We start from the raw sequence: 26,757 nt of genomic DNA, 5'->3' as shown, positions 1-26,757 counted from the left end.
ACCGGGCTCAAGCCGCCCCGGCGCCACGGGCCGGGCGCCGTCAAGCCTTGGGTGGGACCTTCGCGGCGGGCGGCCCCGGGAGCACTCGGGAGCGCCGGCGACGGTAGAGGCGCAGGGGCCGGCATGTGACCCGGGCAGGGGTGACGAAGCGCGGTGAAGGGGGTGCATGGCGCATGCCGTGGGCATGCGCGTGGGCAGCGCCCGGGCGATGGGCCTAGGCATGGGCCCGCACGCCCGCCGGTCTGCCTGCCCGCCTGCCCGCCTGCCCGCCTGCCCGCCTGCCTGCCTGCCTGCCCGCCCGCCCGCCCGCCCGCCCGCCCGCCGCAGTGGCCTCGGGCCGCGCAGGACGCTAGGGCGTTTGCGCGGCAGGGCCTTGCGGTGCCGGCTCGACGCCCTTTTGCGGTGGTGGCGGCGGCTCCGGCTTGTGCTGCGGCTTGTGCTGCGTCTGGTTGGGCGCCTTGTTGGCCGTCTTGCCTGGCGGCCTGCCGTGGCGGGCCCCGGCCCGGCGCTGCGGGGCTGGCGGTGCCGGAGCCGCTGTGGCTGCGCTCAGGGGCTGGGCCTTGGGCCCCATCGACACTCCTGGGTCTGCCCGCTCCACGGCGCGGCGCTCGGCACGGTCGCGTGCTTCGCGTTCGCGGGCCTGCCGCTCGATCAGCAGGCCTTCCCGGCGGATCCGCTCCTGCGCGGCCGCCGCGGCCTGCGCATCGTCAGGGTCGTAGTGCAGCACCTGGCTGGCGCCGGGCTCCTGAGGGCAGGGCGTGTTGCGCAGCTCGCGCCCCTGCGTGCCGCACCGGTAGAGGGTGAGCTGCCCGGGGCCAGCCTGGCTCAGCGCTGCGAGGGGGGCCAAAGCCAGTGCGCCGAGCAGCAGGGCCTGGATCGCGCGGGGCGGCATCGTCGGCATGGTGCGCGGCCCCGGCCAGCGGGGTCAGGTCTTGTTCCTGCCCAGGGCCGAAGCCAGGGCGGAGGACAAGGCGGAGGACAACGCCCCCGCCGCCTTGGCCGGTGACGGGGCGGTGCGGGGGGCGGCTCCTGCGGCTGGCGCCTGCGTGCCAGCCGGCGCGGCCTGGGAAGACGTTGCGGGCGAAGCTGGCAGTGCTGTGGCCAGCGAAGGTGCCGCCGAAGCGGTGGGGGAACTCGGCTGTGGGCCTGGCTGCGGGCTTGACTGCGGGCCTGCCACGGCTGCCGATGACGCCGCGGCCCTTGGCACCGGGCCGCCCGGCACCGTCGGTGCGCCGGCCCCAGCGGGAGCGCCCTCGGCGGGGGCGGGGCGCGGTGGCTTGGGCCGGGGCGGCTTGGCATGGATCTGGGCCAGGGCCTTGGCCATGTCGCCCTTGAGCATGAGCTCCACGGCGTCCAGGCTCTTGGCAATGCATTGCTCGACGCCGATGCGCTCATCGACCGGCGGCTTGCGCAGCACATAGGCGGCCACCTCGCCCTTGTGGCCTGGATGGCCGATGCCCAGGCGCAGGCGCCAGAAATTGCCCGAGCCCAGCTGGGCCTGCATGTCCTTGAGGCCGTTGTGGCCGCCGGTGCCGCCGCCCTGCTTCATCTTCATCTCGCCGGGGGGAAGGTCCAGCTCGTCGTGGATGGCCAGGATCTCCTCGGGCGTGATCTTGAAGAAGCGCGCCAGCGCCGCCACCGACTTGCCCGAGAGGTTCATGTAGGTGAGCGGCTGCAGCAGCCAGATGGGGCCGCTGGCACCGGGGGCGTTGTTGATGCGGGCCACCATGCCGTAGTAGCTCTTGTCGAGCTGCAGGCTGCCACCCAGGCGCCGGGCCAGCTGGTCTATCCACCAGAAGCCGGCGTTGTGGCGGGTGTCCTCGTATTCAGGGCCTGGGTTGCCCAGGCCGACAAAGAGTCGAATCATGGGGCTGATTATCCCAGCCCCGATGTCCGCCCCGCATCCGCAGAGCTGCTCAGGCCTGCGGTGCCGCGCCTGCGGCAGCGGCAGCGGCAGGCGCGCCGAGGGACTCGTGCAGGCGCAGCGCCATGAGGCCGTGTGCGAGGGTGGCCCCTCCCTTGACGGCCGCGGCCACGGCGGCCACCTCGGCCAGCTCCTCGGCCGTGCTGCCCTGGCGCCGCGCGCCGCGCACGTGCACGTCGATGCAGTAGGCGCACTGCGTGGCGAGGGCCACGCCCAGGGCGATCCATTCGCGCTCCTTCGCGCCGATGCGGCCGCCCTCGCGGAAGACGGCATGGTCGAAGGCCAGCCAGGCCTGCGACTCCAGGGGCACCTTCTCGGCGAGCTGGCGGGCCAGCAGCAGGTCTTCGGGGGTCTGGTAGCTCGAGCTCATCGGAGGTCTCCCTGTTGCGAATGCGTGTGCTGACGCCGATGTTCGGCGATGCCGCCACTGCAGGACAAGACCTGACCCCGTGTACCGAACGGGTCATTGACACGGGCATGCTGGGGGCCCAGCGCCGGAAGGAAGAACATGGAAAGCTCCTTGGCTTGGACGCCGGCGACATGCCGGCGCTCAGACGCCAGAGGCCTGCCGGGGCCACCAAGGATTCAGGATGTCAGGGCGGCCGTGCGATGGGCGGCACACCACCCAGCGCAGCCGGGCCGTACAGACGAAAAAAAGCCCCGCCAGGGCGGGGCTTCTTGCGCAAGGCGGCGAAGAATTACTTCTTGCCCTTCTTGCCCTTCTTGTCGTCGGCGGCCGGAGCGGCAGCCACGACGATCTCTTCCACGACCGGGGGCACGGCGGTGGCGACCACGGGGTTCGGCTTGCCGTGGGTCACGATCTTGACGTGGGAAGCCACGACCAGGTCGTTCACGTGCACCGAGTGGCCCAGGGTCAGCTTGCTCAGGTCCACTTCGATGAACTCGGGCAGCTGTTCGGCCAGGCAGTTGATCTCCAGCTGGGTGATCACGTGGTTGACCGTGCACTTGTCGGTCTTGACGGCCGGGGACTCGGCTTCGCCCACGAAGTGCAGGGGCACCTTCTTGGAGATCTTGGTGGTGGCATCCACGCGCTGGAAGTCGATGTGCTGGACTTGCGGCTTGTAGGGGTGCATCTGGAAGTCACGCAGCAGGACCTTGGTCACGGTGCCGTTCAGTTCCATCTCGAGGATGGAGCTGTGGAACGCTTCCTTCTTCAGGGCGTGATACAGGGCGTTGTGGTCCAGCTCGATGGTGGCGGGTTCGCCAGCGCCGTAGACGATGCCAGGCACCTTGCCAGCGATACGCAGGCGGCGGCTCGCTCCGGTCCCCTGCAGCTTGCGCTCAAAAGCGACGAATTTCATAGGTTTCTCCAAGAATGGATGGATGCCCGCGACCAGGCACCCGTGGATGCGACCCGAAGGTCGCTGACAAAAACCGGCCCGACGGGCCGGTCACAAACAAGCGGGCGCTCCCTTGCGAGGAGCGCCCGGCTTCAGATCAGAAATTGTTGTTCTGCTCGGAGAACAGCGAGGTCACCGATTCGCCGTCGGAGATGCGACGGATGGTCTCGGCGAACAGGAAGGCGACCGACAGCTGGCGGATCTTGCCGCAGGCCTTGGCGGCTTCCGACAGCGGGATGGTGTTGGTGATGATCACTTCGTCCAGGGCCGAGGTCGTGATGCGATCGATGGCCGGGCCGGACAGGATGGGGTGGGTGCAGTAGGCGAACACGCGCTTGGCGCCACGGTCCTTCAGCACCTCGGCGGCCTTCACCAGGGTGCCTGCGGTGTCGATCATGTCGTCCATGATCACGCAGTTGCGGCCGTCGATGTCACCGATGACGTGCATCACCTCGGAGACGTTGGCGGCGGGGCGGCGCTTGTCGATGATGGCCAGGTCGCAGCCCAGCTGCTTGGCCAGGGCGCGGGCGCGGACCACGCCGCCGACGTCCGGGCTCACCACCACCAGGTTGCTGTAGTTGCGGGCCTTGAGGTCCGACAGCAGCACGGGGCTGGCGTAGATGTTGTCGACGGGGATGTCGAAGAAGCCCTGGATCTGGTCGGCGTGCAGGTCCATGGTCAGCACGCGCTCGACGCCCACGGTCTCCAGCAGATTGGCCACGACCTTGGCCGAGATGGGCACGCGGGTGGAACGCGGACGGCGGTCCTGGCGGGCATAGCCGAAGTAGGGAATGACGGCGGTGATGCGGCGGGCGCTGGCGCGCTTGAGCGCGTCGACCATCACCAGCAGTTCCATCAGGTTGTCGTTCGTGGGGGCGCAGGTGGGCTGGACCACGAAGACGTCGCGGGCGCGGACGTTTTGCTGGATCTCGACCGCGACTTCGCCATCAGAGAAACGGCCGACCGAAGCCTTGCCGAGTTCCAGACCCAGATGGGTGGCGATTTCTTGGGAGAGCACCGGGTTTGCGTTGCCGGTGAAGAGGACGGTATTCAGCAGCACAGGCCATCCTTTGAGTCAATGGCCCCGTGGCCTACCCAGCGGGTCCGGGAGGTAAGCAATGAAATTTGGCAGGGGAGGAAGGACTCGAACCCTCGCATGTCGGAATCAAAATCCGATGCCTTAACCAACTTGGCGACTCCCCTACACAGGACACTGCAGAGCTGCAGCACCCTTGTACTCTTCAGTCTTCAGCCCATCCGCGAAGCGGGTGCTGGACCAGACTGCGGCACACCTTGCCAACCCATCCCGGAGGCAGCTCCGGTAATGTCGCCATGGGCTGGTTCGACATGCCATCTTTCCCTTGAACAGTAGCGAACACTGCGCTGCCTGAACCTGTCATCCGGCTGTTGCCGAATCTCGATTCGAGCAGAGCGAGGGCCTGCGTCACTTGACTGCTGTACTGCTCAGCGGGTTTCTGCAAATCATTCCGCGAGGAATTTGTTTCCTGCGAGGAATTTTTTTCGATTTCCAGAAAGCCTGCGATTCTAGCACAACTTTCAGCGTTCAGTTCCACTCGCGAAGCAGAATTTTTTGCATTTTGCGAAGTGTCGGCAACATCTGTTCTGCTGCTCTCACTTGGCTCGGTGCTAATTTTGCTGCCGTGCTCAGGAAAGACCGCAACTATAGCCAGACTTTCGGAGCGCTGCAAGAGGGGGCTCGAAAAAATATCCTTGGTCGGGATGCTGACGTCGGGCTTGACGATGGCGAAGGTCTGCTCCGGCAGTTCGATGGGGGTCAGGTCTTCACCGATGCCCTGCACGAAGGCGTTGCGTCCGCCCAGGAAGAAGGGCACGTCGGCGCCCAGCTTCAGTCCCAGGGGCAGCAGGCGCGACAGCGGCCAGTGCAGGCCCCACAGCCGGTTCAGCGCCAGCAGGGTGGATGCGGCATCTGAGGAGCCGCCGCCCATGCCGGCGCCGCTGGGCAGGCGCTTCTCGATGTGGATGTCCGCGCCCAGCGTGCAGCCGCTCTCGGCCTGCAGCAGGCGGGCGGCGCGCAGGCACAGATCGTCTGCGGGCAGGGCGTCACCGCGGTCGTGGCGTTGCAGCAGGCCATCGCCGCGCCGCTCGAAATGCAGGGTGTCGGCCCAGTCCACCAGGGCGAAGACCGATTCCAGCAGGTGATAGCCATCCGGCCGCTTGCCCACCACATGGAGGAAGAGGTTGAGCTTGGCCGGGGCCGGGACGTCGTAGAGCGCTTGCATGGGGTCGGGAGCAGAAGGGGCGGACAAGGAGGCCGCCAGGCGAGCAGTATGCCGGCTCGCCGATCAGCGATCAGTCTTCGCGAGCCAGTCTCACCCGCAACGTGGCGGCGCGTCCGCCCTGCTGCTGGGCGACGAGCAGGCCCTCGGCCAGGCGGTCGGTCTCTACCCGCCAGCCCAGTTGCTCGAAGCCCTGCGCAGGCGCCGGCAGCGTCGCCGTGGCGGCGCCGGCCCAGGGGCGGCCGCGCAGCCAGTCGAAGAGGGCGGCCACGGGCACCGCTTCGCCCAGCAGCTCCAGGGTCAGCGCATCCAGGCTGTCAAAGCTGCGCTGCTCCCTGGGCTGCTCCAGGCTGACGCTGGTGGGGCTCCAGCGCACGCGGGCCAGCAGCGAGCCGGTGGGGGTCGACAACTCCAGCTGCCCCTCGCCGGCATCGCCCAGCAGCTCGAAGCTGCCGCTGCCGCCCTGGGCGACGCGCTGGCCCGGCTGCGCCGGCACCTGCACGCTGAGCTTGCCGCTGAAGCTGCGCGCCGGTACGGCGCCAGGGTCAGGTCTTGCCTGGGCCGGTGCAATGTCCGCGCGGCGCGGACCGTGAGCACAGGCGCCCAGCGCCGACACCAGCACGGCGGCGAAGGCCGCCGGGGGCAGGGCACGCATCAAGGCACGCATCAGGGCATGCGACTGATCACGCAGGCGACCACGCATCAGGGTGCCGCCTGCAGCCGCTGGCGGGCCTCCTGTATGGCCTCATTGCCCGGCTCACGCTTGAGGCCCTCGGCCCACACCTGCCGTGCCTTGTCCTTCTGGCCGGCCTGCCACAGGACCTCGCCCAGGTGGGCGGCGATGTCGCCGTCGGGGCGGCTGGCATAGGCCTCGGCCAGCCAGCGCGCGGCCTCCTGCAGGCGGCCCAGGCGGTATTCCACCCAGCCCATGCTGTCGACGATGGCCGGCTCCTTGGGGGCCAGGCTAAGGGCCTTGACGATGAGTTCACGGGCTTCGTCCAGGCGCAGCTTGCGATCGGCCAGGGAATAGCCCAGCGCGTTGTAGGCATGGAAATGCTTGGGGCTGATCTCGATGGCCTTGCGCAGCTGCTGCTCCATCTCGTCCAGCCGGTTGAGCTTCTCGGCCATCATGGCCTGCTCGTACAGCAGGTCGGCGTCGGCCGGCAGGCGGGCGGTGGCCTGGCCCAGCAGCTCGTAGGCGGCGGGCCACTGCTGCAGGTCGCGCAGCAGCTGGGACTCGGCCATGAAGCGGGTGCGCAGCTGCTCGTCGGTCTCGCCGGGCAGCTCGTGGATCAGCTGGCGGGCCTGGTCCAGGCGACCCTGCCGGGCCAGCAGCAGGGCCTTGCGGTAGCTGAGGTCGGCACGCGGCGTGGCCACCTCGATGCGGTCCAGCCAGGCCTGCGCGGCCTTCCAGTCCTTGCGCTGCTCCGCCACGCGCGACAGCAGCAGCCAGGCCTGCTGGCGGGCCTCGCGGCCGGACTCGGTGAGCTCGCCGCTGCTGGCGGACTCTTCCAGGCGCTTCAGGAAGGTCAGCAGCGCGGGTTCGGCGCGTTCGGGGTGGCGCAGCTCCAGCTCCAGCGACCCCAGGGCATACCAGGGCGTGGGCTGATCCGGCTGATCGACGGTCAGGCGGCGGAACTCGGCCGCGGCCTCGACCAGGCGCTGCGAGCGCGCCAGGGCGCGGGCGTAGGCCTGGCGCAGGCCGTGGTGATCAGGCCGGGCAGTCAGGGCGGCCCGCACCGGCGCTTCGGCCGCGGGCTGACGGTCCATCAGGTCCAGGGCCAGGCTCAGGGCCTCTTCCTGGGCCGGCTCCTGCTGCAGCACCTGCTCGGTGAGCGTCCAGGCCGGTGCCGCATGGCCGGCGGCCAGCTGCAGGCGGGCCTCGCAGAGCTGCGCGCCCTGGCGCAGGGCCGGGTTGCGGGCGGCGGTCTGCAGCGTCGGCTGCAGGGCGTCCAGCACGCGCTGCGGCTCGGGCGCGCGGGCAAAGAGCCCCGGCAGCGTGCGCAGCAGATGCTGCGACTGCGACTCGCTGCCCAGCTTCAGCAGGCTCTGCACGGGGCCGGCCAGCTCCTGGGGCTTGTTCAGCAGAGCCAGCAGCTGCAGCGTGGTCTGGTGGGCTTCGAGAGAGCCAGGCACGCCGTCCCGCCAGGCCTTGGCGGCGACCAGCGCCTGCTCGCCGGCGCGTCCCTGCACGGCGATCTGCACGACGCGCTTGTAGAGGGTCTCGTCCTGTGAGCGCCGGGCCGCATCCAGCAGCACCTGGTAGGCCACGCCGACCTCGCCCGAGCGCAGCTCCATCTCGCCCACCAGCAGCTGGTAGAACATGGGGGCGTCCATGGTGGAGTTCTGGACCGGCAGGGCAGGGGCTGCGGGGTCCGTGGCCGCGGCTTCGTCGGCATGCGTCGACAGGGCGAGGGCGCCCAGGCTCAAGGCACAAGCCAGGGCCAGCCGAGAGGGGCGAAGCAGCGGGAACAGGGAACGAGGCATGAAATCTCCAGAGGACGCAGGCCGCTCCGGGAAGGGCTGCCGGCCCATTCTAGGCATGGCGGGGGGCCCATCCCTTAGGGCACCCTGAGCGGCCCTGCCGCCCGGCCCCGTCCGGTGCCTGCGCCGGCAGGCGTCGAGGCGGCTGCGTATCATGCCGGCCATGCCCGAGCTGCCCGAAGTCGAAGTCACACGCCGCAGTTTTGCCGACGCCATCCACGGGGCGACGGTGCTGGCCCTGCGCCTGGGCAAGCCCCTGCGCTGGCCTCTGGGCTGCGCCGTGGATCACCTGGTCGGGCAGCGCGCCGGCCTGGCCCAGCGCCGCGGCAAGTACCTCTGGCTGCCCGTGGGCGAGGAGGGCCTGCTGCTGCACCTGGGCATGTCCGGCTCGCTGGCCTTCGGTCGCGACCTCGGGCCCGCCGGGCCGCATGACCATTTCGAGCTGCAGACCGACCGCGGCCTGCTGCGCCTGCATGACCCGCGCCGCTTCGGTGCGGTGGTCTGGTCCACGGGGCTGGACGCGCCGCCCGTGTCCACGCTGCTGGCAGGCCTCGGCCTGGAGCCCTTCGATGCGCGCTTCACCGGCACCTACCTGCACGAGCGCCTGCGGGGCCGGCGGGTGGCGATCAAGCAGGCGCTGCTGGCCGGGGACATCGTCGTCGGCGCCGGCAACATCTACGCCTGCGAGGCCTTGTTCCTGGCCGGCATCCACCCGGCGAGCCCGGCCGGCCGCGTCAGCCGGCCCCGTGCGGAGCGCCTGGCCGCCAGCATTCGCCAGGTGCTGGCCCAGGCCCTGGAGGCGGGCGGCACTACGCTGCGCGACTTCAAGGACGCCCACGGCGTGGCCGGCAGCTTCCAGATGCAGGCGCAGGTCTACGGCCGCGAAGGCCAGGACTGCCGGCACTGTGGCACGGCCATCCGCCGCCTGGTCCAGGGCCAGCGCTCGACCTTCTTCTGCCCCCGTTGCCAGACCCGTTCCTGAGCCGATCTTGACGCCCACCCCCGACTCCTCAGCCGACACCTCAGCCGCCACCGCCACCGCCCTGGCGCCCGACTTCGCCCCGCGCCTCGTGGCCTGGCAGCGCCAGCACGGCCGCCATGCCCTGCCCTGGCAGCAGACCCGCGACCCTTACCGCGTGTGGCTCTCAGAGATCATGCTGCAGCAGACCCAGGTGACGACGGTGCTGGGCTACTACCAGCGCTTCCTGGAGCGCTTCCCGACCGTGCGCGAGCTGGCTGACGCGCATCTCGACGAGGTGCTGGCGATGTGGCAGGGCCTGGGCTACTACAGCCGTGCGCGCAATCTGCACCGCTGCGCCCAGGCCGTGCGAGACCAGCACGGCGGCGCCTTCCCGCCATCGGCGGCGCAGCTGGCCGGGCTGCCCGGCATCGGCCGCTCCACGGCGGCGGCCATCGCCTCCTTCTGCTTTGACGAGCGCGCGGCCATCCTCGACGGCAATGTGAAGCGGGTGCTGGGCCGCCTGCTGGCCTTCGACGGCGACCTGGCCTCCAGCGCCCAGGAAAAGCGGCTCTGGCGTCATGCCGAGACCCTGCTGCCCGCCGCGGAAGCTGACATGGCGGCCTACACCCAGGGGTTGATGGACCTGGGCGCCAGCCTGTGCAGCACGCGCTCGCCGCAGTGCCTGCTGTGCCCCGTGCAGGACCTGTGCGAGGCCCGGCGGCGCGGCACGGCCGAGCAGTTCCCGGTGCGGACCCGCAAGCTCAAGCGCAGCCGCCGCGAGCACTGGTGGCTGTGGCTGGAGCACGAGGGCCGGATCTGGCTGGAGCAGCGCCCGGCGCGCGGCGTCTGGGCCGGGCTGTGGACCCTGCCCCTGTTCGAGGACGAGGCTCAGCTGCTGAGCCAGGCCCGGCTGCTGTCGGCACAGGCGCCGGAGCCGCTGCCCCGCATCGAGCACGCGCTGACGCATTTCGACTGGGTGCTGCACCCGCGCCGCCTGCCCCTGCAGCAGGCGGCCCGGCCGGGCGAGGGCGCCTGGGTGGCGCGCGAGGAGCTGCCGCGCTATGCCCTGCCCGCGCCGCTGAAGAAGCTGCTGGGCTGATCAGGCCTTTCCCTAGGGCCCGGCGCGCCCAAACCTTTGATTGCGCCCGGCGAATGCGCGTATGCTTGCGCCCCGCCCGATTCGCAGGAAACGCCCCCCACCATGAACGCCCAGGTCAAGAACGCCCTTGAGTCCGCCCTGCTGGCCGCGCTGGTCTTTGCGGTGTGCCTGTGGCTGGTGCTGTCCGCCGAGGATTCGGGCAGCGCGGTGCGCGCCATCTTCGGCGGCATGGGCATGGGCGTGGGCTACATCGCCCATATCGCCTACGTGGGCGTGGGCCTTCACCGCGCCGGCCGTTCGGTCTGGCCCTGGACCGTGGCGATGGTGCTGCTTCCGGGGGTGTCGGTGGTGGCGATGGTGCTGCTCAGCAGCGCCGCGGGCGAAGCGCCGGAATCGCCCTGAGGGCCTGACGCCGGCCAGCCGCCACGCGCCAGGTGAGTTGCGGCCTGGCGCCGGCCCGGGGGCTCAGTCCAGCAGAAGAATGCCCAGCGGGCGCACCGCCCAGGCCGTCAGCACGAAGCACAGCACGGTGAGCACGGCAGAGCCGGCCAGTGCGCCCCAGAAGCCCCAGCGCGAGAGCATCCAGGGGAAGGCCAGGAACATGGGCAAGGTGGGCAGCACGTACCAGAAGGTGTACCAGGCGTGGTTGGCGATGCGCTCGGCCGGCTGGCGCTCCACATAGAGCCAGACCAGGGTCAGCAGCGTCACCAGGGGCAGGGCCGCCACCAGGCCGCCCAGGCGGTCGCTGCGCTTGGCCAGCTCGGAGATGCCCACCACCAGACCCGCGGTGATCAGGTACTTGGTGATCAGCCAGCTCAGGCTGCCCATGGCGCTGGCGTCCCTTCGCGCGGGCTCACTTGGCGTCCAGCTCGCGGTGCCGCTTGAGCACCTGGCCGTGGTAGGCGAACTGCTTGCACAGGGTCTCGACGAGGTAGACCGAGCGGTGCTGCCCGCCCGTGCAGCCGATGGCCACGGTGAGGTAGCTGCGCTGGTCCGCCGAGAAGTTGGGCAGCCACTGGGCGATGAAGGCGCTGATCTGGCTGAGCATCAGCCGGACCTCGGGCTGTGCTTCGAGGAAGCGGGCCACGGGCTCGTCGCGGCCGCTGAGCGGGCGCAGCTCGCGGTCGTAGTAGGGGTTGGGCAGGACCCGGACATCGAAGACGAAGTCGGCGTCGCTGGGCACGCCGTGCTTGAAGGCGAAGGACTCGAAGACCAGGGTCAGCGAATCGCCCGAGACCACGACAAGGTCCCGCACCCAGGCGCGCAGCTGGGCGGGGCGCAGCTGGCTGGTGTCGATCACGGTGGACTCGACCCGCAGCGCCGCCAGCAGCTCGCGCTCCAGATGGATGGCGTCCAGCAGGGCGCGGTGCTCGTCCTCCCCGCTCTCGCCGGCCGGACCGGGCACGGCCGGGTGCTGGCGCAGCGGGTGCGGGCGGCGCGTCTCGGAGAAGCGCCGCATCAGTGTCTCGGTGTTGGCGTCCAGGAAGATGGAGCGCAGGGCCACGCCCTCGCTGCGCAGCTGCTTGATCAGCGGCAGCAGATGGGGCAGGGAGCCCGCGCTGCGCACGTCCACGGCGATGGCCACACGGCGCTTGCCGCGCTGCTGCTCCAGCTTCAGGAAGTCCAGCAGCAGCTCGGGCGGGAGGTTGTCCACGCAGAAGAAACCGGCGTCCTCCAGCGCATGCATGGCGATGGACTTGCCGCCGCCGGACACGCCGGTGACCAGCACCACATCGCTCTGCTCGCGGGCCTCGGGCTTGGCTTTCTTCATGGCTTGGTCTTTCGGGGGCTGGCGGTGGCGGGGCCGGGCCGGGCGGCCTGGGCGGAGAGCTCCAGCATCTCCTGCGCATGGGCCAGGCTGGTGGACGAGAGACGCTCGCCGCCCAGCATGCGGGCGATCTCGGCCACGCGCTGCTCGCCGGCCACGGGGCGGACGTCCGAGCAGGTGGCGCCGTCCTTCAGGGCCTTGGACACCACGAAATGCTGGTCCGCGCAGGCGGCCACCTGGGGCAGGTGGGTGACCGCCAGCACCTGGCGGTCGCGCCCCAGCTGCTTCATCAGGCGGCCCACGGTCTCGGCCACGGCGCCGCCCACGCCGGCATCGATCTCGTCAAAGATCAGCGTGCCCGCGCCGCCGCTGTGCTGGCAGGTGGTCACGGCAATGGCCAGGGCGATGCGCGAGAGCTCGCCGCCGGAGGCCACCTTGGCCAGCGGGCGTGGCGTGCTGCCGGCATGGCCCGCCACGAGGAACTCGGCGGACTCCAGGCCGAAGCTCTGCGGATCGGCCTGCGGCAGCAGGGCGATCTCGAAGGCGCCGCCGGCCATGCCCAGCTGCTGCATGGCCTGGGTGACGGCCGCGGCCAGCTTGGGCGCAGCGGCCTTGCGTGTCTTGCTCAGCGCGGCGGCCTGGGCGTCGTAGGCCTTGCGGGCGGCGGCCAGCTGGCGCTCCAGGGCATCGAGGTCGGTCGCGGCGTCCAGGCGGGCCAGCTCGTCCTTCCATTCCCGCTGCAGGGCGGGCAGCTCGGCGGGCTGGCGGCGGTAGCGGCGCGCCAGCTGCACCCAGGCCGAGAGGCGCTCGTCCAGCTGCTGCAGGCGTTCGGGCTCCAGCTCGGCGCCGTGCAGATAGGTGCTGAGGGTATGGACGGCGTCCTGCAGCTGGGCCTGTGCGCCCTGCAGGGCTTCGACGGCCGGGGCCAGGCTGGCGTCATAGCTCAGCACGTCCTGCAGGCCGTCCAGGGCCTGCTGCGTGAGGGACTCTGCATTGATCTCCGCCTCGCCCAGGGCCTCCAGGGCCTGGCGGGCGGCGTCCATCAGCGACTGTGAATGCGACAGTCGCTGGTGCTCGCCGTTGAGGCCGTCCCATTCGTCCTCGCCGGGCGCCAGGCGCTCGATCTCGCCCAGCTGCCAGCTCAGGCGCTCGTGCTCGCTGGAAAGCTGGGCCTGCTGGCTGCGGGCAGTCTCCAGGGCCTCGTGGGCCTGGCGCCAGGCGGCGTAGGCCTGTGCCACGGCGCGGGTGTCGGCCTGGGCGTAGCCGTCCAGCAGCTCGCGCACGGACGCCGCACGGGTCAGGCCTTGCCAGGCGTGCTGGCCGTGGATGTCCAGCAGGTGGTCGGCCAGCTCGCGCAGCTGCGCCACGGTGGCGCTGCTGCCGTTGATCCAGGCGCGGCTCTTGCCTTGGGCGTCGATCACGCGGCGCAGCAGCAGGGTGTCGGACTCCGGCTCGAAGCCGCCCTCCTCCAGCCAGGCCAGCAGCGTGGCGGGGCGGTCGAACTCGGCGCTGATCTCGGCGCGTGCGGCGCCTTCGCGCACCACGCCGGCATCACCGCGCTGGCCCAGGGCCAGCTGCAGCGCATCAATCAGGATGGACTTGCCGGCGCCGGTCTCCCCGGTCAGGGCGGCGAAGCCGGTGCCGAAGTCCAGCTCCAGCGCGGGCACGATCACGAAATCTCGAAGGCTCAGGCGGCGCAGCATCGGGCGGGCTCAGTCGGTGGTGTCAGTCGGGGTGTCAGTCAATGAGGGGGAGGGCGTTCAGCTCACGCCCTCGTACCAGCGCAGCTTGCGGCGCAGCGTGGCGTAGTAGCTCCAGCCCTTGGGATGGAGGAAGGACACCTTGTGCGCCGAGCGCCGCACCGTGATGCGGTCGCCGTGCAGCAGGCTGGCGAGGCTTTGCATGTCGAAGTTCACGCTGGCGTCGCGGCCGGCCACGATCTCCAGGCTCACCTCGCCCAGGTCCGGCAGCACGATGGGCCGGTTGGAGAGCGTGTGCGAGGCGATGGGCACCAGCACCCAGCCGGCGATGCTGGGGTGCAGGATGGGGCCGCCGGCAGAGAGCGAGTAGGCCGTGGAGCCCGTGGGCGAGGCCACGATGACGCCGTCCGCCCGCATATTGGCCACGAACTCGTCGCCCACGTCCACCCGCAGCTCGACCATGGAGGCCGTGGCGCCGCGGCTCACCACCACGTCGTTGAGGGCCACGCCTTCGAAGATGATGGCGTTGTCCCGCCAGACCTCGCCTTCCAGCATGGCGCGCTGTTCGGCGTCGTAGTCGCCAGCCAGGATGGGGGAGAGCGCCTCGCGGAAGTGCTCGATGGAGATGTCGGTGATGAAGCCCAGGCGGCCCTGGTTGATGCCCACCAGCGGCGTGCCGTGGCGGGCCATCTCGCGGGCGAAGCCCAGCATGGTGCCATCGCCCCCGACCACGATGGCCAGGTCGCAGCGCTGGCCGAGTTCGTCGTTGTCCAGCGCGTCATAGGCGGTGATCCCCGTGTTGAGCGCCGTGTCGCGCTCCAGGGAAACCTCCAGGCCTTGACTGGCCACAAATTGGGCAATCTCCTCCAGGACCGGCCGGATGCCGCGCGCCTGGTGCTTGCCCACAATCGCCACATGTTGGAATCGTTTGGCCATGCGCAGAATTACACCACAGGGCTCCCGGGCCGAATGACGGGTTCGCCCATGTCCGTACAATGAAAACCATGCTCGACGAGCGATCCAAATCCCTGCTGAAAACCCTGGTCGAACGCTATATCGCGGACGGCCAGCCCGTGGGCTCCCGCACCCTGTCCAAGGCTTCGGGGCTGGAGCTGTCTCCGGCCACCATCCGCAATGTGATGGCGGACCTGGAAGAGCTGGGCCTCATCGCCAGCCCCCACACCAGCGCCGGGCGCATTCCCACGCCGCGCGGCTACCGCCTGTTCGTGGACACCATGCTCACGGCCAACCCCGGCCTGCTGGGCGCCGAGCCCATCGCCCTGGACGCCCACCTGCAACCCGACCAGCCCCAGCGCGTGATCACCAGCGCGGCGCAGCTGCTGTCCAATCTGTCCAGCTTCGTGGGCGTGGTGACCGCGCCGCGCAAGCCCAGCGTCTTCCACCACATCGAGTTCCTGCGCCTGGGCGAGCGCCGCGTGCTGGTCATCATGGTTTCCCCGGACGGCGACGTGCAGAACCGCGTGATCTTCACCGCCCAGGACCACAACCAGGGTGAGCTGGCCGAGGCCAGCAACCGCCTCAACGCCCAGTACGCCGGCCTCAGCCTGGAGGCGGTGCGCGAGAAGCTCAAGACCGAGGTCGACGCCTTGCGCGGCGAGATCGCCCTCCTGATGAACGCGGCCGTGCAGGTCGGCACCGAGGCCAGCGCCCAGGAGGAGCAGGTCATCATCAGCGGCGAGCGCAACCTGCTGACCGTGCAGGATTTCAGCCAGGACATGAACAGCCTGCGCCGCCTCTTCGACCTCTTCGAGCAGAAGACCCAGCTGATGCGCCTGCTGGATGGTTCCAGCCGCGCCGAGGGCGTGCGCATCTTCATCGGCGGCGAGAGCCAGGTCGTGCCTTACGAGGAGCTCTCCATCGTCTCCGCCCCTTACGAGGTGGACGGCCAGGTCGTCGGCACCCTCGGCGTGATCGGCCCCACCCGCATGGCCTACGACCGCATGATCCAGATCGTGGACATCACCTCGCGCATGGTGTCCAACGCCCTGTCGCAGAAGTAGCCGGGCGTTCGAAATCCACCCCGTACAATCCGCGCTCCCGGCTCCCCGCCGGGTTGTCTTGCGGCGCCTCCCCGGCGCTGGAAATACGGGGGCCGTTAGCTCAGTTGGTTAGAGCAGAGGACTCATAATCCTTTGGTCACAGGTTCAAGTCCTGTACGGCCTACCAGTACTTGCCAAATGGGGCGTGGTCAATCGCTGCCGGCGATTCACGCACCGGGCGGTCGGCATGCTGAGCAGGCACAAGGCGGGTGACGCGCCGGGCGCACTCAGCAGTATTGAACCCGACAAACCATGCCCATCAAGAAGTCCGACCTCTACGCCAAGCTCTGGGCCTCCTGTGATGAACTGCGCGGCGGCATGGACGCCAGCCAGTACAAGGACTACGTGCTGGTCCTTCTGTTCATCAAGTACATCAGCGACAAATACGCGGGCGAACACTTCACACCCATCCAAGTCCCGCCCGGCGCCAGCTTCGCCGACATGGTGGCGCTCAAAGGCAGGAGCGACATCGGTGATCAGATCAACAAGAAGATCATCCGCCCGCTGGAAGACGCCAACCACCTGCGCATCAAGGCCGACTTCAACGACGATGCGCTGCTGGGCCAAGGCAACGAGAAGGTTCAGAAGCTGAGCAACCTGATCGGCATCTTTGAATCGAAGGACCTGGACTTCAGCCGCCACCGTGCCGATGGCGATGACATCCTGGGCGACGCCTACGAGTACCTGATGCGCCACTTCGCCACCGAGAGTGGCAAGAGCAAGGGGCAGTTCTACACGCCGGCGGAGGTGAGCCGCGTGATAGCCCAGGTGCTAGGTATCGCAAAGGCCGAGACCAGCCCTGAAACCACCGTGTACGACCCCACTTGCGGCTCGGGCTCGCTGCTGTTGAAGGTGGCCGAGGCGGCGCGCACCAAGGTGAGCGTCTACGGCCAGGAAAAGGACGAGGTCACCAGCGGCCTGGCCCGCATGAACATGATCCTGCACCACAACCCGGTGGCAGAGATCGAGCAAGGCAACACCCTGGTCGACCCGAAGTTCCTGGTGGGGCGCCAGCTCAAGACCTTCGACTATGTGGTGGCCAATCCGCCCTTCTCGGACAAGCGCTGGAGCACCGGCCTGATCCCCGAGGCCGATGTCTACGGTCGTTTCGAGGGCTTCGGCGTGCCACCGGCCAAGCAGGGCGACTATGCCTACCTGCTGCACATCATTCGCTCGCTCAAGAGCACCGGCCGGGCCGCCTGCATCCTGCCGCACGGCGTGCTGTTCCGCGGCAATGCCGAGGCCGAGATCCGCAAGAGCCTGGTGCGGCGCGGCCTCATCCAGGCCATCATCGGCCTGCCGGCCAATCTGTTCTATGGCACCGGCATCCCGGCTTGCATCGTCGTCATCGACAAGGCGGGCGCGGTGGCGCGCAAGGGCATCTTCATGATCGACGCCTCGCAGGGCTTCATGAAGGACGGCCCCAAGAACCGCCTGCGCGAGCGCGACATCCACCGCATCGTCGACACCTTCAATCAGCTGGACGGCAGCGACCCGCGCTACGCCCGCCTGGTGGGCCTGGACGAGATCGAGAAGAACGACTTCAACCTCAACCTGCCGCGCTACATCGACAGCAGCACGCCCGAAGACCCGCAGGACATCGATGCCCACCTGAACGGCGGCATCCCCGAAGCCGATGTGCAGGCGCTCAGTCGTTACTGGGCCGTGTGCCCGCAGTTGCGCGAGGCCTTGTTCAAGCCGCGCCGGCCGGGCTATGTGGACTTGACAGTCACACCCCCAGCCATCAAGGGCGTCATCCACGCACACCCTGAGTTTCAGGCCTTCACAAAGGCCATGAACCGCCACTTCGAGGCCTGGCGCGAGGCGGCGGTGAGCAGCCTCAAGTCCTTGGAGAAGGGCGCCTTCCATCCCAAGGACCTGATCAAGGGGGCCGAGGGCTTGCTGGCCCATTACGAGCATCAGCCCACGGCGCAGGCCCTGATCGACCCCTATGCCGTCTACCAGCACCTGATGGACTACTGGGCCGAAACCATGCAGGACGACGCCTACCTGATCGCCGAAGACGGCTGGAAGGCCGAGCCCTACCGCGTGCTGGAGACCCGGAAGAACAAGGACGGCTCACCCGGCAAGACCGTGGACAAGGGCTGGGCCTGCGACCTGGTGCCCAAGGCCCTGCTGGTGAAGCACTACTTCGCCGCCGAGCAGGCCGAGTTGGACCGGCTGGCTGCCGAGCTGGAGAGCACGCAGGCCGCGCAGACCGAGCTGGAAGAAGAGCACAGCGGCGACGACGCCGTGTTCGGCGGCTTTGACAAGATCAACGACAAGGAAGTGAAGTCGCGGATCTGGGAGCTCACCCATTTACTGCTGGAAGAAGATGGAGAGGAGCTGGCCATCTTGAAGCAGTGGCGGAAGCTCTCCATGCAGGTCAGCGAGCTGAAGAAGCGTATCAAGACCCTGGAGGCGGAGCTGGATGCCAAGGCGCTGGCACGCTATCCCTCGCTAACGCCCGATGAAGTGAAGGCGCTGGTGGTGGACCACAAATGGCTGGCGGCACTGGAGGCGGCCGTGCATGGGGAACTGGACCGCGTGAGTCAGGCGCTGACGGGGCGGGTGAAGGAACTGGCCGAGCGCTATGGGCGCACGATGCCGGAGCTGACGCAGAAGCTGGATGACTTGGAGGCGCGAGTGGCGGGGCATTTGGCGAGGATGGGGTTTGCATGGAACTAACCTCATCAAATGTAGCCCCTGCCTCAGGACGAGCTGCTGCAGCGGTCGGTGCCTTGCCTACTGACTGGACAGAGCAAGCCATTGGGCAGTTTTGCACCGTGAAAACGGGCCCCTTCGGTACGCTGCTGAAGGCAAGCGAATACTCAGAAGTTGATGGCGTGCCTGTCATTTCGGTTGGCGAGATTCGCGAGGGCTACTTTCGCCTGACTGAGCACACGCCGCTCGTTCCTGAAAGCGTGCAAAGAAGGTTGCCGCAGTACCTTCTGAAAGCAGGCGATGTTGTCTTTGGCCGGAAGGGAGCCGTCGACCGTTCGGCTCTTGTTCGGCAGCCCCAGGCTGGCTGGTTTCTTGGCTCGGATGGAATCGCCGTTCGCCCGTCAGGGGAACACTGCCCGGAGTACGTCGCAGCTCAATTTCAGAGCTTCAGGGTGCGCCAATGGTTGGCTTCTAACTCCACTGGCACGACCATGGCGTCGATGAACCAAGGCGTGCTTTCCCGAGTCGCCATACCCTTCCCACCAACCATCGAGGAAGAGCGTTCGATCGCAGAGGTACTCAACGACGCCGACGCCCTGATCGACTCACTGGAGCAACTGCTGACCAAAAAGCGCCAGATCAAGCAAGGCGCCATGCAGGAACTGCTCACCGGCAAGCGGCGGTTGCCGGGGTTCACTGATGCCTGGGAGGAATGCCGGATCGGCGACTTTACTGATTGCACTGCAGGCGGGACGCCAAGCACTCGGGAAGATCGGTTTTGGGGCGGGTCGATCCCTTGGATGAGTTCAGGCGATCTCCACTTGAAACGGGTTCATGAGGTGGACGGGCGGATCACAGTTGAAGGCCTGAATAACTCCAGCACCAAGTGGGTTCCTGAAAGATGCGTGTTGATCGGCCTCGCTGGTCAAGGGAAAACACGCGGCACCGCTGCCATGAACTTGATCCCGCTGTGCACGAATCAGTCGATTGCTGCGATCTTTCCTTGCGAGAGCTACGACACAGAATTTCTTTATCACAACCTTGACTGGCGATATGAAGAGCTGCGTGAGCTGTCTGCGGGAGATGGCGGTCGAGGAGGTCTCAATTTGACATTGATCCGATCAATCACCGTTCCAAAACCCTCGATGCAGGAACAGCAGGCCATCTCTCAAGCTCTCTCCGACATGGACACTGAAGTCGCCGCTGTCGAAGCCCGCCTCACCAAAGCCCGCTCCCTCAAACAAGCCATGGCCCAGTCCCTGCTGACCGGCCGCATCCGCCTCGTGCCCCCCACCGCATGAACCACAAGCCTGCCAGGAACTACTACCGCGTGATGCTGGGCCGCCAAAGCGCCCACGCCGCCGAATGCCGGGCCGGTGGCTTCATCGGCGCGGACTTCGACATCGACCAGGACCTCAGCGGCCAACTGCCCGACGCCATGCGGCAGTTCAACGCCAAGTTCATCCCGGTGCTGATGGCCCGCTTTCCTCACAAGAGCAAGATCTCCGCCGGCCTGGCCTGCGGTGCGCTGTGGACGGTCAGCAAAGGCATACGCCCAGGTGACGTGGTGCTCTGCCCGGATGGCACGGGCGTCTACCACGTCGGCCTGGTGGAGGGCGAGTACCGCTACGCCCCGGGCCAGGTGCTCCCGCATCGCCGCTCGGTGAACTGGCTGCCCGTCACCATCGCCCGCACGGCCATGAGCGAGGCGCTGCGCAACTCCACGGGCTCCATCGGCACGGTGAGCACGATCAGCGACTACCACCAGGAGATCGACCAGTTCCTAGCCGCGCTGCCCGGCCAGGCGTCGCCCGGCATCGTGGCCACCGATCCGGTGGTGGAAGACCCGGTGGCCTTCGCGATGGAGAAGCACCTGGAGGACTTCCTGGTGCAGAACTGGGCGCAGACCGAACTCGCGCAGCAGTTCAAGATCTACGAGGAAGACGGTGAGCTGGTGGGCCAGCAGTACCACACCGACGCCGGCCCCATCGACATCCTGGCGGTCAGCCGTGACGGCAAGCGCCTGCTGGTGGTGGAGCTCAAGCGCGGGCGTGCCTCGGATGTTGTGGTGGGGCAGATCTTGCGCTACATGGGCTATGTGAAGGAGCAGATCGCCGAGCCGCATCAGGCCGTGGAAGGCGCGATCATTGCGCTGGACGACGACCAGAAGCTGCGTTGGGCCCTGGCCGCTGTGCCTGCCATCAGCTTTTACCGCTATCAACTGAGCTTCAAGTTGCAGAGAACTGCCTGAAGTCTGCGCTGGCGCAGCTGGGTGCAAGGGCCGCGGGTGCGACGCAGGGGCTTCCGTTGCACAATAGCAGCTCACCGCCTGCAAGGAGCCCCTCATGCGCCGTCCCGCGCCGCTCAGCGAAGCTTCCATGCTGAATGCCGAAGCACGCATTCCCGAACTGGCCGCCCAAGCCGGCCGGGCCGCGCATCAGCGCGCGCTGGCGGAGACGGGGCGGGTGGTGATGAAGACCGCCGGCGGGATGCTGGTGGAGCGTCAGGCCAGCGGCCAGGTGGTGGTGATCAAGCGGCTGCCGGCTACGACGCCGACGCCAACGGGGACGGTCCTCAAGCGGACCAAAAGCCCGGCACGCAAGACGGGCACCGTGCGCTGAGCGCGCCTTGACGCCAGCCTCGTCCTTGAACTCGGCCAAAGCCGCCCAGGCCCGGATGCGGGTGTTTGCCGGCCCCAATGGCTCGGGCAAGAGCACCATCCTCGCCCTGCTTCGACCGGAGTGGATCGGCGCTTACGTCAACGCGGATGACATCGAGCGGCAGCTGAAGAGCACCGGCACGCTGGATCTGAACGACTTTGGGCTGCAGCCAGGGCGCGAGGCCCTGCAGAACGACATGCGCGCCCATCTGGCGGGCTCCCCGCTCTTGCTTCAGCACGGCCTTGCCGCCGTGGCGAACGACTTGCTCGTGAGCGAGCAACACCAGCTGCAGCTTCCTCCGGCACAGGTCAATTCCTATGTGGCCGCGGTGCTGGCCGACGCCATCCGGCGCGAGCTGCTGGATCAGGGCAGCACCTTTACCTTTGAAACGGTGATGTCCTCGCCTGACAAGATCGCCTTCATGCGCGAGGCCCAGCAGCGCGGCTACCGGACCTACCTTTACTTCGTGGCCACCGACGATCCAGCCATCAACCTGGCGCGCGTGGCCCAGCGGGTGGCGCAAGGCGGGCATGACGTGCCCGAGGATCGGGTACGCAAGCGCTATGAACGCTCCATCGGACTGCTGGACGAGGCCTGCTCGGCGGCCGATCGCGCCTATGTGTTCGACAACTCGGGTGAGGCCCATGAGTTGCTGGCAGAGGTCGTGGATGGCGAGGAGTTGCATGTTCACGCCCCGGAGCTGCCGGCCTGGTTCACTGGGACCACGCTGTGGCAGTCCTTCCATGCGCCCCCGGGGGCCGCCTAGAACCCTTTATCAACATTCGAAAGAGGCCCAGGGAGGGCTGCATGACCGCGAGCATTACCAAACCGGAGCGCGCCACCCAGGAGCGCGTGATTCAGCTGTTTGTTCAGCAACTGGGCTACGAGTTCCTCGGCGACTGGTCCAGTCGGGCGGGCAACCATTGCATTGAAGAAGGGCTGCTGACGGCCTTTCTGGCCCGCAGTGGGTACAGCTCGGCCCACATCAGTGCCGCACTGCACAAGCTGCGATCGGAAGCCTCGCTGCATGGGCGCTCGCTCTATGCCGCCAACAAGGCGGTGTACCAGCTCTTGCGCTACGGCATCTCGGTAAAGGTGGCCGCCGATCAGGTGAACGAGACGGTGCATCTCGTGAACTGGGGGGCTCCCACCCAGAACGATTTCGCGATCGCCGAGGAGGTGACGCTCAAGGGTGGCCATGAGCGGCGGCCGGACCTCGTGCTGTATCTCAACGGCATCGCCGTGGGGGTGCTGGAGCTGAAGAACAGCCGGGTGGGCCTGGGGGAGGGCATTCGCCAGTGCCTGTCCAACCAGCGGCCCGAATTCAACGACTGGTTCTTCAGTTCGGTGCAGCTGGTGATGGCAGGCAACGATTCCGAAGGTCTGCGCTACGGCACCATCGAAACGCAGGAAAAGTACTTCCTGACCTGGAAGGAAGATGAAGCCGACAACACGGGCTACAAGCTCGACAAGTACATCAGCAAGCTGTGCAGCAAGGTGCGGCTGCTGGAGCTGATCCGTGACTTTGTCTTGTTTGATGGTGGCATCAAGAAGCTGCCGCGCGTGCACCAGTACTTCGGCATCAAGGAAGCGCAGAAGCATGTCAACGAGAGGCGTGGCGGCATCATCTGGCACACCCAGGGCGCAGGCAAGAGCATCCTGATGGTGCTGCTAGCCCGCTGGATCCTGGAGAACAAGCCAGCGGCCCGTGTCGCCATCATCACCGATCGTGATGAGTTGGACCGGCAGATCGAACGGGTGTTTAAGGAAGCCGGGCAGACCATCCATCGCAGCCAGAGCGGCCGGGACCTGATGGCGCAGCTGGCCCAGCCCAACCCGCGCCTGCTGTGCTCGTTGGTCCACAAGTTTGGCCGGCGCGACGTGGATGATTTCGAGGCCTTCTTGCGCGACCTGGCCGCACAGCCCAGTGCGACGCAGGGTGAGATCTACGTCTTCGTGGATGAATGCCACCGCACGCATGGCGGTAAGCTGCATCGCCTGATGAAGGCCATGATGCCCAGCGCGGTGTTCATCGGTTTCACCGGCACGCCGCTGCTCACGTCCGATGTGGCTACCAGCCTGGAGGTGTTTGGCAGCTACATCCATACCTACAAGTTTTCGGAAGCGGTCGAGGACAAGGTCGTCCTTGATCTGGTCTACGAGGCCCGGGACGTGGACCAGAAGTTGGTGGGCACGGAGCCCGTGGACCGCTGGTTCGAAGCCAAGACGCGCGCGCTCAATGAGTGGCAGCGCAACGAATTGAAGGCCTACTGGGGCACCCTGCAGCGCGTGCTCAGCTCCAAGGCGCGCATGGGCCGCATCGTGGCGGACATCATGATGGACTTCGCCACCAAGACGCGCCTGATGAATGAGCGCGGCAATGCAATCCTGGTTGCCTCGAGCATCTATGAGGCCTGCCGCTATTTCGAGCTGTTCAACGGTCGCGACACCGGCTTCGCCGGCCGGTGCGCCGTGGTCACCTCGTACAACCCCAACGCCGCGGACATCAGCAAAGAGGAAACGGGCGCTAACACCGACACCGACAAGCAGTTCATATACGAGACCTACACCGAGTTGCTGAAAGACGTGGTGGCCCGACCCGGGATGAGCAAGGCGGAGACTTACGAGCAAGACGTCAAGGAACGTTTCATCAAGACACCTGCACGGATGAGGCTGCTGATCGTGGTCGACAAGCTGTTGACGGGCTTTGACGCGCCGTCCTGCACCTACCTGTATCTGGACAAGAAGATGCAGGACCATGGGCTTTTCCAGGCCATCTGCCGCACGAATCGGCTGGATGGCGAGGACAAGGATTTCGGCTACATCGTCGACTACAAGGATTTGTTCAAGAACGTGGAGAAGGCCATCGCTGTCTACACGGCCGAGCTTGACCGCAGCGCCGAAGGCGCTGCGCCGGATGTCGTGATGAAGAACCGCATCGCCACCGGACGTGAGCGCCTTGATGACGCATTGGAAGCCCTGGCCATGCTGTGCGAGCCTGTTGCTCCGCCTAAAGGGGATCTCCAGCACATCCAGTACTTCTGCGGCAACACCGAGATCGCCAGCGATCTGAAGCTGCGCGAGCCATTCCGGGTTGCGCTCTACAAGGGGGTCGTCGCCTTGGTGCGTGCTTACGCCAACATCGCGGACGAACTGGAAACAGCCGGCTATACGCAGGCGCAGATCGAACACCTGAAAGCGCAACAGAAGCACTACCTCAGCCTCCGCGAGATCATCCGCAAGGCGGCAGGCGAAACCTTGGATCTGAAGCCCTACGAGGCGGACATGCGCCATCTCATCGATTCCTACATCGAGGCTCAGTCGCCGCGCAAGATCTCACCCTTTGACGGCATCGGTCTGCTGGACCTGATTGTCAAGACCGGCATTGCCGAAGCAATCGCCAAAGGCTTGGCCGACATGAAGGGGAACCAGGAGGCCATCGCCGAGACCATCGAAAACAATGTGCGCAGCAAGATTATGAAAGGGGAACTGACCGACCCCGCCTACTTCGCCAAGATGTCGGCATTGCTGGACGAGGTCATCCGCCTGCGCAAGCAAAGGGCGATTGAGTACGAGGACTACCTGGCTCGCATCGCTGATGTGGCTAGGAAGGTCAGCGCCGGCAGAACCGCTGACACGCCGCCTCAGTTGGCGACGGCCGGACAACTGGCCCTCTACAACAACCTCAGGGACCATGTCTTAGCGGGCGTTACACAAGAACCCAAGGCCTCCTATGCAGGCACGACAGCTGCGCTGAATGTGGCATTGAAGTTGGATGCGGCCATAAAGACAACGCGGCCGGACGGATGGCGTGGCGTAGTGGCCAAGGAACAAATGATCAAGCAAGCAATGCTCGAAGTGCTTCAGGACGTCAAAGAAGTGAACCGCTTGTTCCCCATCGTCTTTGCCCAGAGTGAGTACTGAGCCGTGCGGGACTGTCTCGACCTAGGTGGGCTGCAGGCTGAGGTGACGCGCAAGCCCGTCAAGCATGTACACCTGAGCGTGTTGCCGCCTGCAGGGAAAGTGCGCGTCGCTGCACCGCAGGGCATGCCGCTAGATACGATCCGCCTATTCCTGGTCTCGAAGCTCGGCTGGATCCGGTCTCAACAGCGCAAGTTCCAGACTCAGGAGCGGGAGACCCCTCGTGAATTCTTGGGCAAGGAGAGTCACTACCTCTGGGGCAAGCGCCATTTGCTGGAGATCACCTACGCTGACGCCGCGCCGGCCGTTGGCCTGACGCCTCGGAAGCTAATGCTGCAGGTGAGGCCAGGCGCTGACCCGCAGCGTTGTGAAGAAGTGATTAACGGCTGGTATCGGCAGCAAGTCAGGGACGCGCTGCCTGCGCTGCTGGCCAAGTGGGAACCGCTGCTGCAGGTGAGGGCCAATCGGGTCTTCGTGCAGCGGATGAAAACCAAGTGGGGCAGTTGCACGCCGGGCTCAGCTTACGTCAGGCTCAATACCGACCTGGCCAAGAAGCCTCCCGAGTGCTTGGAGTACATCCTGGTGCATGAACTGGTGCACTTGTTGGAGCCGACGCATAACGAGCGCTTCGTGGCTTTGATGGACCTGTATTTGCCGAATTGGCGGCACTTGAAAAGGCAGCTCAATCGGCTGCCGGTGCGGCACGAGACCTGGGACTATTGATTGACTGGCGGCGGTGCTCAACGCCTGCATCAATGCTGCTGACCCGCATACGAAATTTGCAGCCCTTCCGGCCGCGAATCCCCCGATTCCCCAGTCACTCACCCCCCACCCTCGGCCTCCCCACCATCACATCCCACTCCCCCAACCCATGAAACTTCGCCCGCTCGAAGCTGAAGGCCACGCCCCTGATTTCCCCCGAGCCATCGGCATAGAACCGGATATGCCCGCGCCCCACGCCCTTCTGGTTCGGGCTGGCCATGCTGCCGCGTTCCTTGCCCTTGGCCTCGTTGGCGTCGCGCAGGGAGGCGTCGCTGACGTAGCGGGTGTCGTCACGACTCTTGGCTTCCTGGGAGGTGTCGATGATGGCCAGCTCGTACTGGTCCAGCCCCTCGACGACGGGCTTGCGCGGGCGGGCCAGCTTCACGGGCGTTGAGTCGATGAAGAGGATGTGGCCGGGCTGGGTGTGCTCGGCCATGTTCAGGTAGAGCCAGGCGGCGACGTCACCGGGCTTGATGTCGCCGACCTTGCGGATGCGGACGAAAGCCTCCTCGTGAGCGATGCTGGGATGCCAGTCGCGGACGCTGTGCCCGATCTTCGCGTGCCGGGTGCGCAGCTGCTCGACCACGCCGGACTTGCTGCGCCGGAACATGTCCTCCACGAAGCGGCTGCAGTCCGAGGCCACCACATACTCGCGGCTCAAGAAATCGCCCGGCATGCGGGTGTAGGGATTGCGGTTGGAGTACGCGTTGTTCTCCGGCCTGGTGTGGGCCACGAAGTCGCGGGCGAGCTGGAGATACGGGGGCGGCGGGGACTCGTCAGCCGCTGCCACAGCCGCGGGGGCGGAGGAGGGCGCTGCAGGAGCGACCTGTGCCAGGACGGGCGCCGCACTCGCCACCAGCAGGGAGCCGGCCGTCAGGCCCCGGCGCAGTCGGCCGCCCAGGCGCAAGGCCAGGCCCTCTCGGCGATTCACAGACTCCATCCCGCTCTCCCGGTGCCACAAGACGCTGCTTTATAGCCTCTCGCCGGGATGTCGGGATGTCTGAACGACAGAGCGCCTCACCACGCCCGCTGAGGCACCAGGCACCAGGGTCAGGCCTTAGATTTCAAGGCCTCATCCCACCCTGATGCCTTTTGATCAGCGGGCTCACCCTCGCCGTCGTCAGTCCTAGTTCGC

23 protein-coding genes, 2 tRNA genes and 1 pseudogene are annotated in these 26,757 nt (G+C 67.2%); 12 read left to right on the top strand and 14 right to left on the bottom strand.

Features of this window, described 5'->3' with window-relative positions:
• Nucleotides 1-349: 349 nt before the first annotated feature.
• The 9 genes and pseudogenes from O9Y01_RS04185 to O9Y01_RS04145 form a co-directional block, all read right to left on the bottom strand.
• Nucleotides 350-892: a hypothetical protein gene (locus O9Y01_RS04185; protein WP_269630221.1), complete on the bottom strand. Its 543-nt coding sequence runs from the start codon at nt 890-892 to the stop codon at nt 350-352.
• Between the two features lie 330 nt (nt 893-1,222).
• A pseudogene (gene pth, locus O9Y01_RS04180) lies at nt 1,223-1,867 on the bottom strand (aminoacyl-tRNA hydrolase); the annotation flags it as partial.
• Between the two features lie 49 nt (nt 1,868-1,916).
• Complete coding sequence (locus O9Y01_RS04175; RefSeq protein WP_269630220.1) at nt 1,917-2,294, bottom strand: carboxymuconolactone decarboxylase family protein; 378 nt, start codon at nt 2,292-2,294, stop codon at nt 1,917-1,919.
• A gap of 328 nt (nt 2,295-2,622) precedes the next feature.
• Nucleotides 2,623-3,246, bottom strand: a complete 624-nt coding sequence (locus O9Y01_RS04170; RefSeq protein ID WP_269630219.1) for a 50S ribosomal protein L25/general stress protein Ctc — start codon at nt 3,244-3,246, stop codon at nt 2,623-2,625.
• Nucleotides 3,247-3,382: 136 nt separating this feature from the next.
• Nucleotides 3,383-4,345 carry a ribose-phosphate pyrophosphokinase gene (locus O9Y01_RS04165; protein ID WP_269630218.1) on the bottom strand — a complete coding sequence of 321 codons (963 nt, stop codon included), beginning with the start codon at nt 4,343-4,345 and terminating at the stop codon, nt 3,383-3,385.
• 66 nt (nt 4,346-4,411) lie between these two features.
• A tRNA-Gln gene (locus tag O9Y01_RS04160) sits at nt 4,412-4,488 on the bottom strand.
• Between the two features lie 38 nt (nt 4,489-4,526).
• Entirely contained in the window at nt 4,527-5,546 is a 1,020-nt protein-coding gene (gene ispE, locus O9Y01_RS04155) for a 4-(cytidine 5'-diphospho)-2-C-methyl-D-erythritol kinase (RefSeq protein ID WP_269630217.1), read from the bottom strand.
• Nucleotides 5,547-5,616: 70 nt separating this feature from the next.
• Nucleotides 5,617-6,210 carry a lipoprotein insertase outer membrane protein LolB gene (locus tag O9Y01_RS04150; protein ID WP_269630216.1) on the bottom strand — a complete coding sequence of 198 codons (594 nt, stop codon included), beginning with the start codon at nt 6,208-6,210 and terminating at the stop codon, nt 5,617-5,619.
• Between the two features lie 35 nt (nt 6,211-6,245).
• Nucleotides 6,246-8,030: a tetratricopeptide repeat protein gene (locus O9Y01_RS04145; protein WP_269630215.1), complete on the bottom strand. Its 1,785-nt coding sequence runs from the start codon at nt 8,028-8,030 to the stop codon at nt 6,246-6,248.
• 160 nt (nt 8,031-8,190) lie between these two features.
• Here O9Y01_RS04145 and mutM point away from each other — a divergent pair, with 160 nt between their 5' ends.
• The 3 genes from mutM to O9Y01_RS04130 all read left to right on the top strand — a co-directional run bounded on the left by mutM (nt 8,191) and on the right by O9Y01_RS04130 (nt 10,489).
• Nucleotides 8,191-9,009, top strand: coding sequence for a bifunctional DNA-formamidopyrimidine glycosylase/DNA-(apurinic or apyrimidinic site) lyase (mutM, locus tag O9Y01_RS04140; protein WP_269630213.1), 819 nt, complete (start codon nt 8,191-8,193; stop codon nt 9,007-9,009).
• Between the two features lie 7 nt (nt 9,010-9,016).
• Nucleotides 9,017-10,087, top strand: a complete 1,071-nt coding sequence (gene mutY, locus O9Y01_RS04135; RefSeq protein WP_442952705.1) for an A/G-specific adenine glycosylase — start codon at nt 9,017-9,019, stop codon at nt 10,085-10,087.
• 102 nt (nt 10,088-10,189) lie between these two features.
• Nucleotides 10,190-10,489: a hypothetical protein gene (locus tag O9Y01_RS04130; RefSeq protein WP_269630212.1), complete on the top strand. Its 300-nt coding sequence runs from the start codon at nt 10,190-10,192 to the stop codon at nt 10,487-10,489.
• 63 nt (nt 10,490-10,552) lie between these two features.
• Here O9Y01_RS04130 and O9Y01_RS04125 read toward each other — a convergent pair whose 3' ends face one another.
• Genes O9Y01_RS04125 through O9Y01_RS04110 form a run of 4 tightly spaced genes read right to left on the bottom strand, consistent with a single transcriptional unit; the run spans nt 10,553 to nt 14,491 of the window.
• Nucleotides 10,553-10,906, bottom strand: a complete 354-nt coding sequence (locus O9Y01_RS04125) for a DUF3147 family protein (protein WP_269630542.1) — start codon at nt 10,904-10,906, stop codon at nt 10,553-10,555.
• A gap of 34 nt (nt 10,907-10,940) precedes the next feature.
• Complete coding sequence (rapZ, locus tag O9Y01_RS04120; protein WP_269630211.1) at nt 10,941-11,858, bottom strand: RNase adapter RapZ; 918 nt, start codon at nt 11,856-11,858, stop codon at nt 10,941-10,943.
• Nucleotides 11,855-13,558 carry a DNA repair protein RecN gene (gene recN, locus O9Y01_RS04115; protein WP_269630210.1) on the bottom strand — a complete coding sequence of 568 codons (1,704 nt, stop codon included), beginning with the start codon at nt 13,556-13,558 and terminating at the stop codon, nt 11,855-11,857. The genes rapZ and recN overlap by 4 nt, the downstream gene beginning before the upstream one ends.
• A 57-nt stretch (nt 13,559-13,615) precedes the next feature.
• Nucleotides 13,616-14,491, bottom strand: coding sequence for an NAD kinase (locus O9Y01_RS04110; protein ID WP_183103798.1), 876 nt, complete (start codon nt 14,489-14,491; stop codon nt 13,616-13,618).
• A gap of 68 nt (nt 14,492-14,559) precedes the next feature.
• On the opposite strand from O9Y01_RS04110, the gene hrcA reads away from it, so the two are divergent.
• The 9 genes from hrcA (at nt 14,560) to O9Y01_RS04065 (ending at nt 25,583) form a co-directional block, all read left to right on the top strand.
• A complete protein-coding gene (gene hrcA / locus O9Y01_RS04105; protein ID WP_269630209.1) occupies nt 14,560-15,576 on the top strand; it encodes a heat-inducible transcriptional repressor HrcA in 1,017 nt (338 codons plus the stop codon).
• A gap of 89 nt (nt 15,577-15,665) precedes the next feature.
• Nucleotides 15,666-15,742, top strand: a tRNA-Ile gene (locus tag O9Y01_RS04100).
• A gap of 125 nt (nt 15,743-15,867) precedes the next feature.
• Complete coding sequence (locus O9Y01_RS04095) at nt 15,868-18,303, top strand: N-6 DNA methylase (protein ID WP_269630208.1); 2,436 nt, start codon at nt 15,868-15,870, stop codon at nt 18,301-18,303.
• The gene (locus O9Y01_RS04090) at nt 18,294-19,580 is read left to right on the top strand and encodes a restriction endonuclease subunit S (protein WP_269630207.1); all 1,287 of its coding nucleotides are present in this window, start codon (nt 18,294-18,296) and stop codon (nt 19,578-19,580) included. The genes O9Y01_RS04095 and O9Y01_RS04090 overlap by 10 nt, the downstream gene beginning before the upstream one ends.
• Nucleotides 19,577-20,530: an endonuclease NucS domain-containing protein gene (locus O9Y01_RS04085; protein WP_269630206.1), complete on the top strand. Its 954-nt coding sequence runs from the start codon at nt 19,577-19,579 to the stop codon at nt 20,528-20,530. Before O9Y01_RS04090 ends, O9Y01_RS04085 begins: the two co-directional genes overlap by 4 nt.
• A 94-nt stretch (nt 20,531-20,624) precedes the next feature.
• Nucleotides 20,625-20,900 carry a hypothetical protein gene (locus O9Y01_RS04080; RefSeq protein WP_269630205.1) on the top strand — a complete coding sequence of 92 codons (276 nt, stop codon included), beginning with the start codon at nt 20,625-20,627 and terminating at the stop codon, nt 20,898-20,900.
• Nucleotides 20,901-20,925: 25 nt separating this feature from the next.
• Nucleotides 20,926-21,705 carry a zeta toxin family protein gene (locus O9Y01_RS04075; protein WP_269630204.1) on the top strand — a complete coding sequence of 260 codons (780 nt, stop codon included), beginning with the start codon at nt 20,926-20,928 and terminating at the stop codon, nt 21,703-21,705.
• A 41-nt stretch (nt 21,706-21,746) separates the two neighbouring features.
• A complete protein-coding gene (locus O9Y01_RS04070) occupies nt 21,747-24,863 on the top strand; it encodes a type I restriction endonuclease subunit R (RefSeq protein ID WP_269630203.1) in 3,117 nt (1,038 codons plus the stop codon).
• Between the two features lie 42 nt (nt 24,864-24,905).
• Nucleotides 24,906-25,583, top strand: a complete 678-nt coding sequence (locus O9Y01_RS04065; RefSeq protein WP_269630202.1) for a M48 family metallopeptidase — start codon at nt 24,906-24,908, stop codon at nt 25,581-25,583.
• 94 nt (nt 25,584-25,677) lie between these two features.
• Here O9Y01_RS04065 and O9Y01_RS04060 read toward each other — a convergent pair whose 3' ends face one another.
• Nucleotides 25,678-26,562 carry a hypothetical protein gene (locus tag O9Y01_RS04060; protein WP_269630201.1) on the bottom strand — a complete coding sequence of 295 codons (885 nt, stop codon included), beginning with the start codon at nt 26,560-26,562 and terminating at the stop codon, nt 25,678-25,680.
• Between the last annotated feature and the right edge of the window lie 195 nt (nt 26,563-26,757).

The organism is Pelomonas sp. BJYL3 (genome assembly GCF_027257975.1).
Classification (GTDB): Bacteria; Pseudomonadota; Gammaproteobacteria; order Burkholderiales; family Burkholderiaceae_C; genus Roseateles_B; species Roseateles_B flavus.
The sequence above is the reverse complement of the archived record's forward strand: the minus strand, read 5'-3'. Positions and strand labels throughout refer to the sequence as shown.

Bases quoted from the DNA above. Each gene is read 5' to 3' on its own strand.
- O9Y01_RS04185 (WP_269630221.1), bottom strand. From the start codon at position 892: ATGCCGCCCCGCGCGATCCAGGCCCTGCTGCTCGGCGCACTGGCTTTG.
- O9Y01_RS04175 (WP_269630220.1), bottom strand. From the start codon at position 2,294: ATGAGCTCGAGCTACCAGACCCCCGAAGACCTGCTGCTGGCCCGCCAG.
- O9Y01_RS04170 (WP_269630219.1), bottom strand. From the start codon at position 3,246: ATGAAATTCGTCGCTTTTGAGCGCAAGCTGCAGGGGACCGGAGCGAGC.
- ispE (WP_269630217.1), bottom strand. From the start codon at position 5,546: ATGCAAGCGCTCTACGACGTCCCGGCCCCGGCCAAGCTCAACCTCTTC.
- O9Y01_RS04150 (WP_269630216.1), bottom strand. From the start codon at position 6,210: ATGCGTGCCTTGATGCGTGCCCTGCCCCCGGCGGCCTTCGCCGCCGTG.
- O9Y01_RS04145 (WP_269630215.1), bottom strand. From the start codon at position 8,030: ATGCCTCGTTCCCTGTTCCCGCTGCTTCGCCCCTCTCGGCTGGCCCTG.
- mutM (WP_269630213.1), top strand. From the start codon at position 8,191: ATGCCCGAGCTGCCCGAAGTCGAAGTCACACGCCGCAGTTTTGCCGAC.
- O9Y01_RS04130 (WP_269630212.1), top strand. From the start codon at position 10,190: ATGAACGCCCAGGTCAAGAACGCCCTTGAGTCCGCCCTGCTGGCCGCG.
- rapZ (WP_269630211.1), bottom strand. From the start codon at position 11,858: ATGAAGAAAGCCAAGCCCGAGGCCCGCGAGCAGAGCGATGTGGTGCTG.
- recN (WP_269630210.1), bottom strand. From the start codon at position 13,558: ATGCTGCGCCGCCTGAGCCTTCGAGATTTCGTGATCGTGCCCGCGCTG.
- O9Y01_RS04110 (WP_183103798.1), bottom strand. From the start codon at position 14,491: ATGGCCAAACGATTCCAACATGTGGCGATTGTGGGCAAGCACCAGGCG.
- hrcA (WP_269630209.1), top strand. From the start codon at position 14,560: ATGCTCGACGAGCGATCCAAATCCCTGCTGAAAACCCTGGTCGAACGC.
- O9Y01_RS04095 (WP_269630208.1), top strand. From the start codon at position 15,868: ATGCCCATCAAGAAGTCCGACCTCTACGCCAAGCTCTGGGCCTCCTGT.
- O9Y01_RS04090 (WP_269630207.1), top strand. From the start codon at position 18,294: ATGGAACTAACCTCATCAAATGTAGCCCCTGCCTCAGGACGAGCTGCT.
- O9Y01_RS04085 (WP_269630206.1), top strand. From the start codon at position 19,577: ATGAACCACAAGCCTGCCAGGAACTACTACCGCGTGATGCTGGGCCGC.
- O9Y01_RS04080 (WP_269630205.1), top strand. From the start codon at position 20,625: ATGCGCCGTCCCGCGCCGCTCAGCGAAGCTTCCATGCTGAATGCCGAA.
- O9Y01_RS04070 (WP_269630203.1), top strand. From the start codon at position 21,747: ATGACCGCGAGCATTACCAAACCGGAGCGCGCCACCCAGGAGCGCGTG.
- O9Y01_RS04060 (WP_269630201.1), bottom strand. From the start codon at position 26,562: ATGGAGTCTGTGAATCGCCGAGAGGGCCTGGCCTTGCGCCTGGGCGGC.